At 63.2% G+C, this 14,984-nt stretch carries 12 protein-coding genes; 3 read left to right on the top strand and 9 right to left on the bottom strand.

The annotated features are described in order from the left end of the window. Positions 1 to 628: 628 nt before the first annotated feature. A complete protein-coding gene (locus tag PVZ80_RS21410; protein WP_009050447.1) occupies positions 629 to 820 on the bottom strand; it encodes a Flp family type IVb pilin in 192 nt (63 codons plus the stop codon). Positions 821 to 1,241: 421 nt separating this feature from the next. Here PVZ80_RS21410 and PVZ80_RS21405 point away from each other — a divergent pair, with 421 nt between their 5' ends. Then, on the top strand, positions 1,242 to 2,126 hold the full coding sequence (locus tag PVZ80_RS21405) for a helix-turn-helix domain-containing protein (protein WP_009050448.1): 885 nt from the start codon (positions 1,242 to 1,244) through the stop codon (positions 2,124 to 2,126). Between the two features lie 67 nt (positions 2,127 to 2,193). Here PVZ80_RS21405 and PVZ80_RS21400 read toward each other — a convergent pair whose 3' ends face one another. Next, on the bottom strand, positions 2,194 to 2,976 hold the full coding sequence (locus PVZ80_RS21400; protein WP_273864516.1) for an SDR family NAD(P)-dependent oxidoreductase: 783 nt from the start codon (positions 2,974 to 2,976) through the stop codon (positions 2,194 to 2,196). A 192-nt stretch (positions 2,977 to 3,168) separates the two neighbouring features. Here PVZ80_RS21400 and PVZ80_RS21395 point away from each other — a divergent pair, with 192 nt between their 5' ends. Continuing rightward, entirely contained in the window at positions 3,169 to 4,317 is a 1,149-nt protein-coding gene (locus PVZ80_RS21395; RefSeq protein WP_016703401.1) for an aldose epimerase family protein, read from the top strand. A gap of 84 nt (positions 4,318 to 4,401) precedes the next feature. On the opposite strand, the gene araH is transcribed toward PVZ80_RS21395, so the two are convergent. The 7 genes from araH to PVZ80_RS21360 all read right to left on the bottom strand — a co-directional run bounded on the left by araH (position 4,402) and on the right by PVZ80_RS21360 (position 12,963). Continuing rightward, positions 4,402 to 5,370 carry an L-arabinose ABC transporter permease AraH gene (gene araH / locus PVZ80_RS21390; protein ID WP_009050451.1) on the bottom strand — a complete coding sequence of 323 codons (969 nt, stop codon included), beginning with the start codon at positions 5,368 to 5,370 and terminating at the stop codon, positions 4,402 to 4,404. A gap of 10 nt (positions 5,371 to 5,380) precedes the next feature. Further along, positions 5,381 to 6,925, bottom strand: coding sequence for an L-arabinose ABC transporter ATP-binding protein AraG (araG, locus tag PVZ80_RS21385; protein ID WP_124304073.1), 1,545 nt, complete (start codon positions 6,923 to 6,925; stop codon positions 5,381 to 5,383). A 59-nt stretch (positions 6,926 to 6,984) separates the two neighbouring features. Next, positions 6,985 to 7,989 (bottom strand): substrate-binding domain-containing protein, encoded by a 1,005-nt coding sequence (locus PVZ80_RS21380; protein WP_009050453.1) that lies wholly within the window; start codon positions 7,987 to 7,989, stop codon positions 6,985 to 6,987. Positions 7,990 to 8,077: 88 nt separating this feature from the next. Continuing rightward, positions 8,078 to 8,953 (bottom strand): SMP-30/gluconolactonase/LRE family protein, encoded by an 876-nt coding sequence (locus tag PVZ80_RS21375; RefSeq protein ID WP_273864515.1) that lies wholly within the window; start codon positions 8,951 to 8,953, stop codon positions 8,078 to 8,080. Between the two features lie 50 nt (positions 8,954 to 9,003). Further along, a complete protein-coding gene (locus PVZ80_RS21370; RefSeq protein WP_016703398.1) occupies positions 9,004 to 10,584 on the bottom strand; it encodes an aldehyde dehydrogenase (NADP(+)) in 1,581 nt (526 codons plus the stop codon). A 43-nt stretch (positions 10,585 to 10,627) separates the two neighbouring features. Next, the gene (araD1, locus tag PVZ80_RS21365) at positions 10,628 to 11,620 is read right to left on the bottom strand and encodes an AraD1 family protein (RefSeq protein ID WP_273828572.1); all 993 of its coding nucleotides are present in this window, start codon (positions 11,618 to 11,620) and stop codon (positions 10,628 to 10,630) included. 20 nt (positions 11,621 to 11,640) lie between these two features. Continuing rightward, positions 11,641 to 12,963 carry an MFS transporter gene (locus PVZ80_RS21360; RefSeq protein ID WP_198919282.1) on the bottom strand — a complete coding sequence of 441 codons (1,323 nt, stop codon included), beginning with the start codon at positions 12,961 to 12,963 and terminating at the stop codon, positions 11,641 to 11,643. A 193-nt stretch (positions 12,964 to 13,156) separates the two neighbouring features. Between PVZ80_RS21360 and PVZ80_RS21355 the strand changes: the two genes are divergently transcribed. After that, positions 13,157 to 14,893, top strand: a complete 1,737-nt coding sequence (locus PVZ80_RS21355; RefSeq protein WP_016703395.1) for an IlvD/Edd family dehydratase — start codon at positions 13,157 to 13,159, stop codon at positions 14,891 to 14,893. Positions 14,894 to 14,984 lie beyond the last annotated feature (91 nt).

Below are 14,984 nucleotides of genomic sequence, written 5' to 3'. Positions count from 1 at the left end.
GGGAACATTGGAAGGGTTAGGAGTTTTTTGCTGATCGTTAGGACTTTATTGCTGTTGTTGAAAGATGCAAAAAAACACCAGGAACAGCACATCCCCAAGGAACAGGTGGCTTATCTAAGGAAGGAATAATTGAAGAGCCGCCTTGAAACAATCTCGCCCTCGACGCGAGACCGGCCGAAGCCACAGCCGACAAAGACAAAAGCCCCGGCCATGTTTGTTGCAAAAAAACCATAGTGCGAAACGAAGTAACCCAGGGTTTTCATATCAGGATTTGATCTTCACGCGAGCAATACAGCGACGATACTCCAGAAGCTGCAAAGAGAATTTGCAGGCCGCTGCAGAGCGATGGAGCCGTGCTCGGCCAAAGGATCACTCGCGACTTGATCTCGCTCGAGACCAAGACTGGAGCCATCCATCATGTACTGTGCGCTGACTGCACATACCGATTGCGGAGGCTCCATCTGTCCAGGCGAGAGTAGACAGAAAAGGTGGGAAAACACACATGGACCACAGGTACGGCCTCAGCCCGAGGGAAACCGCTCATCGCAGCCAGACCCGAGAAGTCTGGCTGCGTACGAGCAACAAGCAACTCCAGCCCAGGACCGAGGATTCGGCACAACGGCTGTCGTTAGCACACCTGGCCCTGAACAGCGCAACCCAGGCTGGTAATGGCGGTGGCCACGTTGCCGCCCAGGGTCACGAACGCGGCAACGGCGCCCAGCGTAATCAGGCCACCGGCCACGGCATACTCGACGATGGTCAAACCATCTTCATCCTTGATGAAGGCCAGAACCGAGGTTTTGATTGTTTGCAGTTTCATCTTGTTCACCTCATATAAGAAAAGTTGCTTTAAGGCGATCAGTATTTGTGCCGCCTGACTGAATCCTAGTCAGGGGCTAACACAAAGAGTTAGGAGTTTATTGCCGGTTTCTAGGACTTTTTTGCGCCACTTGGCAAGACAGCAAAGAAACTCCAGTGAAACTAAACCTGGCAGATGGAGTTTTTCATAAAAGGAACTGTTCTCATATAACACTAAATTGATTCAGCTGTGCCCAGTGCTGCAAGAAAAGGCGATCGCAACAGCAAGGAGCTGCCTGTGACTCTTATCTCGCTGTCAGACATAGAAGGTAATCAAGAAAATTTATGAAGCGCTATCAGAACTTGATCCTTTGCCCGCAAAGCACAATGGCGATACTGACACCCCAGGAAGTGACAGCGAGACACCAGGAAGGAATAAGGAAATGAAACCTGAGTCGGTCCAAAAACCCTCTCTTTTATGGTTCGACCTCACGCGCGACCGATCGTCTGAAGAACTGATCGCGCTGTTTCGCCCAGCCTGCGATTGCCGGGTGTCAAAAGACGCGTCTCTGCCCGAAAAGGACACTCATCCCGTACCGGACATGATCTGCATGCACTATGACCGCCCGGACATGCCGGGGCTCAATCTGCTGCTGGAGATCAAACACAAGATTCCCTCCATTCCCATCGCCATGTTCACGGTGCAGCACTCCGAAGAACTTGCGGTCTGGGCCATGCGTTCGCGGGTCTGGGAATACATGGTGCTCCCGCTCTCGAGTGCCGAGATCCGGCGCTTCCTGCATGCGCTGAAGCAGCTCTACGAACTGCGCCACAACGGCGGCCCCGGCAACAAGACGCTGCAGATCGAACACGGCCCGTCCCTGCCGGACAGCATCCGGCTGACCGTAGAGCACCAGAAACATCAGGCACTCAGCGATGTGCTGCTGTACATCGAGCAGAATTTTCGTGAAAGCATCGACCAGAAAGAGCTGGCCAAACGTTGTGGCATGACCACGTTTCGCTTCAGCCGGCTGTTCAAGGAGGTCCATGGCCTGGGGTTCATGGACTACATCCTGAGCAAGCGCATGGATTGCGCCAAGAATCTGCTCGACAACAGCCAGATGCCCATCACCAGCATCGGCTATGAAGTCGGCTTCAAGGACCCGTCCTACTTTGCCCGCGCCTTCAAGCAATTCGCGGGCGCCAGCCCCAGCGAATACCGGCAACGCCGAAGAAGCCCGGAACTGGTAAAAAAAGAAGAGGCGGAACTGGAGCAAGCGCTGTCGCAGGTGATCGACAGCCTGCCGCTGCGTATCGAAGGCCGATGAACTTGAGCACCCGCTCGCCGACGCCGCGCCACCATTCTGGCAAGGCCACGGCGTCGTTCGCCGGGTGCTATACCCAGCCGCCATCGACGATGAAGTTTTGCGCCGAGCACATGGCGGACGCATCGGACGCCAGGAACAGCGCCATCTGCGCGATATGCCCGGGCTCCACGCTGCCCGGCAGGCATTGGCTGCGGCTGATCAGCTCGCGGGCGGCATCATCCACCCACAACGCCAGCTGTTTCTCGGTCATCACCCAGCCGGGCACCAGGGTGTTGACCCGGATCCGCCAAGGCCCCAATTCCCGCGCCAGGGCCCGGGTCAGACCGTGGGTGGCCGCCTTGCTGGCGGCGTAGACCGGGTACCCGCTGGAGGCCATCATCCAGCCGATGGAACCCAGGTTGATCACGCTGCCGGCGCCGGCGGCCTTCATCATCGGCACCACCGCCTGGCTGGCGAAAAAGGCGTGCTTGAGATTGACCGAGATCAGCTTGTCGAATTTCGAAGCGTCGACTTCCTCCAGGCTGTGCCGCACATCATTGGCGGCATTGTTCACCAGCACCGTGACAGGCCCCAGCGTCTGCGCAAAACGCTCGATCGCGGCCTGGTAAGCGGCCTCGTCGGTGACGTCGCAGGGCGCGAACGCCACGCAATGGCCCTGCGCCGATAACCGGGCTGCCAACGCCTCGCCCTGGCTTTGCGCCATGTCCACGAATGCGACCCTGGCGCCTTGCTGGGCAAAGGCGCAAACCAGGGCTTCGCCAATTCCCGAGGCGCCACCGGAAATCAATACGGTCTTGCCGTTGAGATCCGCGTACACAGCCTGCATGCCAGCCCCTTTCTCATTGTTCATATGACGGTTCCTGCGCAGTGATCATTTCTGTTCGGGCCAGCGAAGCATTCAGGCATCTCTGCTGCGCCGACCAATTAGTCTTATTTTATATTGTAAAAAAGCCAATCAAAGCGATAAATTTGCGGGAGCAACAATGAAAAAATGCAAATTAGTAGAACTATTCCATTCAGAACAACAAAAGGAAGTTCAACCATGCCGCACTCCCCCTACCGGCTTTCCGGCCTCGGCCTGTCGCTGCTGCTTGCCAGCCTCGGCGCCCAGGCCGCGGGCCTGTCCAGCGAACACAAAGCCTTTGGCACGACCCTCGACGGTAGCGCTGTCGAGCAATATGTGTTGCGCAACAGCCATGGCCTGCAAGCCACGGTCATCACCTATGGCGCGGTCCTGCAATCGTTGAAGGTGCCGGATAAGAACGGCGCCTTCGACGACGTGGTCCTGGGCTTCGACGACGTCCAGGGCTATCAGCGCGGCACCGCGTTCTTCGGCGCCACCATCGGCCGCTACGGCAATCGCCTGGCCGGCGGGGCGTTCGAGCTGGACGGCCAGCGTTACCAGGTGCCCCTCAACGACGGCCCGAATTCGCTGCATGGCGGCGCCCAGGGCTTCGACAAGCGCGTCTGGAAGGCCCGGCCGATCAAGCGCAAGGACGCTGTCGGGGTGACCTTGAGCTACCTGTCCAAAGACGGCGAAATGGGCTTTCCCGGCAACCTGCAGGTCGAGGTCACCTACAGCCTCAACGACAACAACGAGCTGCGCATCGAGTACAGCGCCTCCACCGACAAACCCACGGTGCTGAACCTCACCAACCACAGCTACTTCAACCTCGCCGGCGCCGGTAACGGCGATGTGCTCGCCCAGCTCGCCACCTTGCACGCCAGCCACTACACGCCGGTCAACGCCAAGCTGATTCCGACCGGCGAACGGGCCCCGGTCGCCGGCACGCCGCTGGACTTCCGGCAACCGACCGCCATCGGCCAGCACATCAAGGACGATCATCCGCAGCTCAAGTTCGCCGAGCCGAAACAGGGTGGCTTCGACTTCAACTGGGTGCTCGACGCCAAGGGCGACGTCGGCCAGCTCGCCGCCGAGGTGCGCGACCCGCAATCCGGTCGGCGCTTGCAGCTCTACACCAGCGAACCCGGGGTGCAGTTCTACACCAGCAACTTCCTCGACGGCACGCTCAAGGGCAAGGCGGGCAAGACCTACAGCCACTGGGGCGCGTTCACCCTGGAGACCCAGCACTTCCCCGACTCGCCCAACCAGCCGGACTTCCCCAGCACCCGGCTGAACCCCGGCCAGGTCTACAGCCAGGACACCGTCCTGAAGTTCTCCGCCGACTGAAGCGCGGTAGCCACCACTGCCCAGCCGACCCGACAAGGCAGTGGTCCGGCGACGTCGGCATGCCCCTGATAAAGCCTCCCTGGATCAGCGTTGTTTCATGCGGTCGATGACCACCGCCAGCAGCAGGATCGAACCGCGGATCACGTACTGGTAGAAGGTGTCGATGTTTTTCAGGTTCATCGCGTTTTCGATGATCGCCAGAATCAGCACCCCGGCGATCACATGGCGGATCATGCCGATCCCGCCGCTCAACGACACCCCGCCCAGCACACAGGCGGAAATCACCGTCAGCTCGAACCCCTGGCCGATCATCGGCTGGCCGGAGGTCATGCGCGATGCCAGGATCACCCCGGCCAGCGCGCCGATCACCCCGTGCACGGCGAAGATGACGATCTTGGTCCGGTCGACGTTGACCCCGGCCAGCAGCGCCGCTTCCTGGTTGCCGCCGATGGCCATGGTGTTGCGCCCGTAGGTGGTGTAGTTGAGCAGCCAGCCGAAAAACAGGAAGCAGCCGATGGTGATCAGGATCGGCACCGGCACACCGAACAACTGGCCGTTGCCGAAGACGAAGAACGACTCCTGGGATACGCCGACCGCCTTGCCGTTGGCGAAGATATAGGCCAGGCCACGGACGATCTGCATGGTCGCCAACGTGGTGATCAGCGCATTGACCCGCAGCTTGGCAATCACGATGCCGTTGATCAGCCCGACCAGCAGCCCCATCAGCAGCGCGGCGCCGACCCCGAGCAACACACTGTCGGTGTCGCGCATCACCACGGCCGCGACGACCCCGGCACAGGCGATCACCGAACCGACCGACAGGTCGAAATGCCCGGACGCCAGGCAATAGAGCATGGTGCAGGCGGCGATGCCGGTGGTGGAAATGGCCAGGCCCAGGCCGCGCATGTTCAGCGGCGACAGGAAGTTGTCGATGAGCAGGGTGCAGAGCACGAAGATCCCCACCGCCGCCAACAGCATCGCCCAGTTATCGAGCAGGCCACGCAGGTCCAGGGGTTTGCGCGCCGTCGGCAACGCATTGTCTTGAATTGTCATGTTCACCTCTTCAGTTCTCCAGGCCGTCGGCGCGTTGGCGCGGCAAAGCCAGTTGCAGCAGGTTGGATTCATTGGCCTGTTCGCGGCTCTTTTCGCCACGCAGCGCGCCTTCGCACAGCACCAGGATGCGGTCGGAGATGCCCATCACTTCCATCAGGTCGCTGGACACCACGATCACCGCGATGCCGCTGGCCGCCAGGTCATGGATGATCTGGTAGATCTCGGCCTTGGCGCCGATATCGATGCCGCGCGTGGGTTCGTCGAGCAGCAGGACTTTCATCGGCATCGACAGCCAGCGGCCGAGGATGGCCTTCTGCTGGTTGCCGCCGGACAGGTAGACGATTTTCTGCGCCGCGTTGGGCGTCTTTACCTTCAACGCCTTGATCTGCTTGTCGGCGTTGCCCTTCTCCCAGCCGCCGCGCAACAGCCAGCCAAAGCTCGAATGGGCACCGCGCGCGCTGATGTTGATGTTCTCGGCGACGCTGGAAAGCGGAATGATGCCCTCCTTCTTGCGGTCCTCGGGACACAGCAACACCCCGGCGGCGATGGCATCGCGCGGCGAGCGCAGGTGCAGCGCCTCGCCACACAGCGCCAGGCTTCCGGCGCTTGCCCGTTCGAGGCCACCGAGCAGGCGCAGCAGTTCGGTACGCCCCGCGCCGACCAGGCCGAACAGGCCGAGCACCTCGCCCTGGTGCACCTGAAAACTCAGCGGAGCACGCAGGCCCGGCCCCAGCAGGCCATCGACCTTGAGCGCCACCGCGCCGCGGGGCCGGGGGCGGTAATCGTAGATGTCCTGGATGTCGCGACCGACCATGCAGGTGACCAACTGGTCGTGGGTCAGTGCGCTCATGTCCTCGAAGGTGCGCACGTAGCGACCGTCCTTGAACACCGTCACTGCATCGCAGATACGGAACACTTCCTCCATGCGATGGGACACGTACAGCACCACTTTGCCCTCGTCCCGCAGGCGCCCGATGATCGCCATCAAGCGCTCGATTTCCCGGGCCGAGAGGCTGCTGGTGGGCTCGTCGAAGGCAATCACATGGGCGCCACGGGACAACGCCTTGGCGATTTCCACCAGCTGGCGCTGGCCCAGGGACAGGCGGCCGAGCTTCTCGTCGGGATCGATTTCATCGGCCAGCCCCTTGAGGCATTCCAGCGCATGCTGGCGCAGCGCACGACGGTCGATCACCCCGAAACGGGCCGGCAGATGGCCGAGGAACAGGTTCTCGGCCACGCTCATGGCGGGCACCAGGTGCAACTCCTGGTGGATCACCGCCACCCCGCAGGCAATGCTGTCGGCCGCGCACTTGAACGCCATGCTCTGCTCGTCGATCTGCACGCTGCCGCTGCTGGGCGTGTAGGCGCCGCCGAGAATCTTCAGCAAGGTCGACTTGCCTGCGCCGTTCTCGCCCATCAAGGCGTGCACCTGCCCTGGGTGGGCGGTGAAGCTGATGCCGTCCAGCGCCTTGACCCCGGGGAAGGTCTTGCCGATACCGTTGAAACACAAACTGGCGCCGGCGCTGTGTTGTCGTTTATTCAGTTGCGCGTGCATAACCACCTCATCAGGTCAGGCGGCCCGGTCGAAAGGGCCGCCGGGGAAAACCACCGGCCTCAGTTCCACAGGCCGATCTTTTCCAGTTCTTGCTTGAAGTTGTCCCGGGTGATCAGCGTCACGTCGTCCATCGCCGTGTACTTAGGCGGCTCCTTACCGGTGGTAACCCACTCGAACATCATGCTCGCGGTGTTGTAGCCCTCCATGTGCGGGCTGGGCAGCATCGAGCCGAAGAAGCCGCTGTCGGGTTTCTTCAGCTCGCCGATGGCGTCCGTGCCGTTGATGCCGATGCCGATCACATTGGCCGCGGCGAACCCGGCGCTTTCGGTGGCGCGCACGCCGCCCAGCACGCTGTTGTCGTTCATCCCGCCGATGATCAGGTTCTTCGCCCCGCTGGGCAGCTTGACCAGCGCCGAGTTGGTGGCGTCCATGCTGCCCGGCACGTCGAGGGTCTTGAGCGGGGCGAAGAGGATGTGGTCTTTGGGCAAGCCGGCTTCTTCCAAGGACTTGACCGAGCCGTCGGTGCGTTTTTTACCGGTGTCGAGTTCGTTGTAAGTGGTGATCACCGCGTAGGTGTCCTTCCAGTCCCAACCGCGCTTCTTCGCTTCGCCGGCCATGGCGGCGCCCTGCTTCTGCCCCACCTCGAACGCGGCCATGCCCAGGTAGGGCACGTCTTCCATGAACTGGCCCTTGGCATCGACAAAACGGTCGTCGACGGCAATCACTTTCAAGTCGTTGAGCTTGGCCTTGGCCATGATCGCCGGCCCCAGGGACACGTCCGGCGGGCAGATCACGAAGCCCTTGGCACCATTGGCGGCGAGGCTGTCGATCGCCGACAGGGTTTTCTCGCCGTCCGGCACGGCGATCTTGATCACGGTGAAGCCCTTGTCCTTGCCGGCCTTTTCGGCAAAGGCCCATTCGGTCTGGAACCAGGGTTCCTCCGCCTGCTTGACCAGGAAACCGATCTTCACCGGCTCGGCGGCGAGCAACAGGCAGCTCAGGCTGGCGGCCGACATGGCCAGGGCGGCACAACACAGGTAACGGATCCCACGACGACGATTCATAAGGTGACTCCTTGTTGTTGTTTTCAGAGTTCGTTGCACACAGCTTCGTTACACATCGCTTCGTTGCACACAGGTTCGGCCTGAAACCTCAACCGGCAAATCGATGACAGAGGCTCCCTGGGGTATCGACCCGGACAGCCAGCACGGCGCCATCCAGAGGATGATCGAGCGGGCTGGCCGCGCTGGTGATGTACAGGGTCTTGAGGTCCGCGCCGCCGAACACGCAACTGGTGGGGCGGCTGACCGGCAGTTCGAGCACCCGGTCGACCTCGCCGTCGGGCGCCAGCCTGAGCAGGCAGCCGCCGTCCCAGCGGGCATTCCAGATATAGCCCTGGGCGTCCATCGCCGAACCGTCCGGGACACCGCGCGGATGTGGCCCGAACCAGCTGCGCGCGGGTTCGAGCCGGCCATCGCTGGCGATCGGGTACTGGTACAGCGTGCCCTCCAGGCTGTCGGCAAAATACAGGCGGCTGGCGTCCTCGCTCCACAGCAAGGTATTGGGAATCCCCAGGCCCTGGAGCAGCGGCGTGACACGCGCCTGGGTATCGATGCGGAACAGGCCACCGGAGCGCCGCCGCACGGGAAGGTCTTCGCCCTGCTCGCCGATGTTGTTCTGCATGGTGCCCAGCCAGAGCCGGCCCTGGGCGTCGCAACGGGCCTCGTTGGCGCGGTTGCCCGGTTGCGGATCGGCCACGCACAGCAGGCTCAGGCGCGGCGCCGCGGGCGCGGAGCCCAGGTCGAGGCGGTACACGCCACTGCTCAAGGTCACCAGCGCATCGCCGCGCTCACAGGGGATGAAGGCCGACACCGGTTCCGGCAGTTGCCAGGCCAGCAGCCGTTCGCCACACAGGCGCAATGCCTGCCGGCCGGCAATGTCGACCCAATACAGGGCCTGATCCGGCGCATCCCAGAACGGGCCTTCGCCAAGCTGCGCACGGTGTGCGGTCAGCGCGGTCCACGACATGAAACCTCCTGCATTGTTGTTGTTTTCAGGCAGACATTGGCCGACGCGCGTTACAGCCCGTCGCGCGATGGCCGTCCATCCACCAGGCGCTGGATACGCAGCGGGTTGGCGTTCTTCAAGGCATCCGGCAGCAGGTTGTCGGGGTAATTCTGGAAGCACACCGGGCGCAGGAAACGCTCGATGGCCAAGGTCCCCACCGACGTGCCACGGGCATCGGAGGTGGCCGGGAAAGGCCCGCCGTGCACCATCGCATCACAGACCTCGACACCGGTCGGGTAACCGTTGATCAGGATGCGGCCGACCTTCTGCTCCAGCAATGCGGTCAACTCGCCGAACTGCGCGAAGTCCGCGGGCTCGCCAATGAGGGTCGCCGTCAGTTGCCCGCGCAGACCGTTCAAGGCGGCGACGAGCTGCGCCTGGTCGGCCACTTCGACGAACACGGTGGTCGGGCCGAAGACTTCTTCCTGCAGCACTTCATCACCATCGACCAACAGGCTGGCCTGCGCCTTGAACAGCTGTGGCCGCGCCTGGTTGCCGGCTTGCGGATCGCCGGCCAGGTGCTCGATGCCCGGATGCGCCAGGAGTTTTTGCAGCCCCTTGCCGTAGCTGCTCAAGGTGCCGGCGTTGAGCATGGTCTGCGCCGGTTGATCGCCGATCAGTCGGGCAACCTGCTCGGTGAAAGCCGCGAACTGCGGCGAGCGGATGCCGATCACCAGGCCCGGGTTGGTACAGAACTGGCCGCAGCCCTGCACCACCGACGCGGTCAGGTCACGGGCGACCGTTTCCGCCCGCGCTTGCAGCGCCTGGGGTAACACGATCACCGGGTTGATGCTCGACATCTCGGCAAACACCGGGATCGGTTGCGGGCGCGCCGCCGCCATGTCGCACAGCGCTCGCCCGCCCTTGAGCGAGCCGGTGAAACCGACCGCCTGGATCGCCGGATGCTTGACCAGCGCTTCGCCGACGCCAGCGCCAAAGATCATATTGAACACGCCGGCGGGCATCCCGCTGGCCTCGGCCGCCCGGATGATCGCATCGGCGACCCGCTCGGCGGTCGCCATGTGCCCGCTGTGGGCCTTGAACACCACGGGGCAACCGGCTGCCAGCGCTGCCGCGGTGTCGCCGCCCGCCGTGGAAAACGCCAGGGGAAAGTTGCTCGCGCCAAACACCGCCACCGGCCCCAGGCCGATGCGGTACTGGCGCAGGTCCGGACGCGGCAGCGGCTGGCGCTCGGGCAGTGCCCGGTCGATACGCGCGCCGTAGAAATCGCCGCGCCGCAGCACCTCGGCGAACAGCCGCATCTGGCCACTGGTGCGCTTGCGCTCGCCCTGGATCCGCGCGGTAGGCAACGCGGTTTCCCGGCAGACCAGGGCGATGAACTCATCGTCCAGCGCGTCCAGCTCGTCCGCCACCGCCTCCAGGAATTGCGCGCGCCGCTGCGCACTCAGGGCGCGGTAGGCCGGGTAGGCCGCCGCGGCAGCCTTGGCGGCGGCCTCGACTTCCTGCGCCGTAGCTTGGTAGAACGCCTGGGGCAAGGCTTCGCCGGTGCTGGCATCGATGCTGTGAAGAATGACGGTGCCGGCGGCGCTGCGCTGGCCGCCGATGTAGTTGTGGCCAAAAACCTGGGTCATGCCTGTCTCCTCGAACCTGCTTGTCTTCTGGAAGAGCGCCTGCTTAAAGGGCACCTACGCAACCGGGCGCCAGCACCGCGTCGGCGCCGGCAATACCGTTGATCAATGGCGCACCGAACTCCGCCTGGCTGATTTCGAATACGTCCCCCGGCTGCGTGCGGATACCGTCCGCGAACGACAGGGTCGCGGTGCCGAAGAAGTGAATGTGCACATCCCCCGGCCGCAGGAACTGGCGGTATTTGAAATGGTGGTACTCGAGGTTCTCCAGGCTGTGGCACATATTGGCTTCGCCGCTGAGGAACTCGTTCTGCCACAGCACCTGGCCATTGCGCAGAATGCGGCTGGTGCCCGCCAGGTGCTGGGGCAGCTCGCCGACCCTGAGTTCAGGACCATAGCTGCAACTGCGCAATTTGGAATGGGCCAGGTAGAGATAGTTCTTACGCTCCATCACGTGATCGGAGAACTCGTTGCCCACCGCGAACCCCAGGCGATAAGGCTTGCCGTCATGGCCGATGACATACAGGCCACCGATTTCCGGCTCTTCGCCGGCGTCTTCGGCAAAGGCCGGCAGGCGGAAGGCCTGGCCCGGGCGCACGACGATGCTGCCGTCGCCCTTGTAGAACCATTCCGGTTGCACGCCGGCCTGACCGGCAGCGGGCTTACCGCCCTCCACGCCCCACTTGAAGATGCGCATGGTGTCGGTCAGCGCCGTGTCGTCAGCGCCCTGCTGGTGCATCTTGTCACGCGCCGCAGCACTGCCCAGGTGGGTCAGCCCGGTGCCGCTGACCAGCATGTGCGCCGGGTCCGGGTGATCCAGCGGCGGCAGGATCCTCAGGCTTGCCAGCAGCTCGGCGTAGTCGTGGCTGATGCCCAGGCCGAGGCTTTGCACTTGCTGGCGCAGGCCGACACCCGCCTCGATGGCCGCCAGCGCGAGCTCGCGCACCGTGCCCACCGACTGCACTTCACGAACCAGGGCGTCCTCGACCACACCGACCCGACGCTCGCCGTTATTCAATTCGAACTGCACTAAACGCATGAACTTTCTCCTCTAGGCCATTAAGTACGCGTGGCGCCGCGGGCACTGGCGGCGAACTGCTCGACCGGCAGCACGTGCCTGCGCTCGAGCAACCGATAGACCACGCCCGTCAGCAGCAAGCCGAACAGCATCACGCAGGACAGGAAGTACAGCCCCGACGCCAGGCTGCCGGTGTACTGCTTGAGCGCGCCGATCACGAACGGACCGATGTAGCCGCCCAGGTTGCCCACCGAGTTGATCAGGGCGATCCCCGCCGCCGCGCTGGCGCCGGCAAAAAAGCGCCCGGGCAAGGTCCAGAACACCGCGGTGCAGGAAAACAGCGCGAAGGCCACCAGGCACAGGGCCGCCAGTTGCAGCAGCGGCGCCGACAGCCAGGCGCTGAGGAACAGGCCGATCGCCCCCAGCACATAGAGCACCGCCAGGTGGCCGTAGCGATCATTCAGGCGGTCGGAACTGCGCGGCACCACCAGCAAGCCGATGATCCCGAAGAGGTACGGCACCGAAGACACGAAGCCGGTGGCCAGGTCGCTGCCGCCGAACTGCTTGATCAACGTCGGCAGCCACAGGCCCAGGCCATAAATGCTCAAGGTCACCGGCAGATAGAACAGCGCCAGCAGCAACACCCGCTTGTCCCTGAGGGCATGCAGCGGATTGCCGTGGCGGGTCTGGCCGTATGCCTGCAGGTCCTTGTTCAGCTCGCCGGTGAGCCAGGCCTTTTCGGCCGGGTCCATCCAGCTGACCTGTTGCGGGCCGTCGGGCAGGTAACGCAGCACCGGCCAGGTCAGCAGGATCGCCGGCGTGCCGATGACGATGAACAGCCACTGCCAGCCGTGCAGGCCGAGGATGCCGTCCATGCCCAGCAGGCCGCCGGACACCGGGCCGGTGATCATCATCGCGATGGGTTGGGACAGGATGAACAGCCCGAGGATCTTGCCGCGATGGCGCACCGGGAACCATTGGGTGATGTAGTAGAGAACGCCGGGGAAGAACCCGGCTTCCGCCGCGCCGAGCAGAAAGCGCATCAGATAGAAGCTGTAGGGGCCCTGGACAAACGCCATGCCAATGGTGATGGCGCCCCAGGTGATCATGATCCGGGCGAACCAGCGCCGTGCGCCGAAGCGGTCGAGCATCAGGTTGCTGGGGATTTCCAGGAGGAAGTAGCCGATGAAGAACAGGCCGGCGCCCAACCCATAGGCCGCATCGCCAATGCCGATATCGGCGCCCATGTGCAACTTGGCGAAGCCGACGGCGGAACGATCCACGTAGGCGATCAGGTACAGCAGGATCAGGAAGGGAATCAGTTTCAGCGTGATGCGCCGGACAAGCCGCAGCTCCTGGCTCATGAGATCGGTCTCCGATTGTTGTTTTTATAGAAGCTCGGGGGACGCCTCTCGCGGAAAACCGCCAGGGCCATACCTCAGTTGAAAACGACTATATAGTATTACTATTTAGCCAACAATACTTCCAAACTCAAGATTTTGCGCTTATGTTATGGCCAGACCAGAACAATATAGTCTTACAATAAGAGAGCTGACCATGTCTGATAAGAAACCTAACCTGCGCTCCGCCCACTGGTTCGGTACCGCCGACAAGAACGGCTTCATGTACCGCAGCTGGATGAAGAATCAGGGCATCGCCGACCACCAGTTCCATGGCAAGCCCATCATCGGGATCTGCAATACCTGGTCGGAGCTGACCCCGTGCAACGCGCACTTCCGCCAGATTGCCGAGCATGTCAAACGCGGGGTGATCGAGGCCGGCGGCTTTCCCGTGGAGTTCCCGGTGTTCTCCAACGGCGAGTCGAACCTGCGCCCGACCGCCATGCTCACCCGCAACCTGGCCAGCATGGATGTCGAGGAAGCCATCCGCGGCAACCCGATCGATGGCGTGGTGCTGCTGACCGGCTGCGACAAGACCACCCCGGCACTGCTGATGGGCGCGGCCAGTTGCGACGTGCCGGCCATCGTCGTCACCGGCGGGCCGATGCTCAATGGCAAGCACAAGGGCCAGGACATAGGTTCTGGCACCGTGGTGTGGCAGCTCAGCGAACAGGTCAAGGCCGGCACCATCACCCTCGACGACTTCCTTGCGGCCGAAGGCGGCATGTCGCGCTCGGCGGGCACCTGCAACACCATGGGCACCGCCTCGACCATGGCCTGCATGGCCGAGGCCCTGGGCACTTCCCTGCCCCACAACGCGGCGATCCCGGCGGTCGATGCCCGCCGCTATGTGCTGGCGCACATGTCCGGCATGCGCGCGGTGGAGATGGTTCGCGAAGACTTGAGGCTGTCGAAGATCCTCACCAAGGAGGCGTTCGAAAATGCCATCCGCGTCAACGCCGCCATCGGCGGCTCGACCAACGCGGTGATTCACCTGAAAGCCATCGCCGGGCGCATCGGCGTCGAACTCGATCTGGACGACTGGACCCGCATCGGTCGCGGCATGCCGACCATTGTCGACCTGCAACCGTCCGGGCGCTTCTTGATGGAAGAGTTCTACTATGCCGGCGGCCTGCCGGCAGTGTTGCGCCGCCTCGGCGAAGCCAAGCTGATTCCCCACCCGGATGCACTGACGGTCAACGGCAGATCCATCGGCGAAAACACCCGGGAGGCACCGATCTACGGCCAGGACGAGGTGATCCGCACCCTGGACAATCCGATCCGCGCGGACGGTGGCATCTGTGTGCTGCGCGGTAACCTGGCGCCCCTCGGCGCCGTGCTCAAGCCGTCCGCCGCCAGCGCCGAACTGATGCAGCATCGCGGCCGCGCGGTGGTGTTCGAGAACTTCGACATGTACAAGGCGCGAATCAACGATCCGGAACTGGAGGTCGACGCCGACTCGATCCTGGTGATGAAGAACTGCGGTCCCAAGGGTTACCCCGGCATGGCGGAGGTCGGCAACATGGGCTTGCCGGCCAAGTTGCTGGCCCAGGGCGTGACCGACATGGTGCGGATTTCCGACGCGCGCATGAGCGGCACCGCGTATGGCACCGTGGTCCTGCACGTGGCACCGGAAGCGGCGGCCGGCGGCCCGTTGGCGGCGGTGAAGGAAGGTGACTGGATCGAACTGGACTGTGCCAGCGGGCGCCTGCACCTGGATATCCCCGAGGACGAACTGGCGGCGCGCATGGCCGACCTGCAGGCACCGCAGTCGCTGATCGTCGGCGGCTATCGCCAGCTGTACATCGACCACGTACTGCAGGCGGACCAGGGCTGCGACTTCGATTTCCTGGTGGGTTGCCGGGGCGCCGAGGTCCCGCGGCATTCCCACTGAGGGGGCTGATGCGGACCTGTCGCCCACCGGCTCAGGCATGCAGGAGCGCCTGATAGATACGGGAGCGATGTTATGATGCAGCCAATTTCTT

Source organism: Pseudomonas sp. B3G-3 (assembly GCF_028640915.1).
GTDB lineage: Bacteria > Pseudomonadota > Gammaproteobacteria > Pseudomonadales > Pseudomonadaceae > Aquipseudomonas > Aquipseudomonas chlororaphis_I.
The sequence above is the reverse complement of the archived record's forward strand: the minus strand, read 5'-3'. Positions and strand labels throughout refer to the sequence as shown.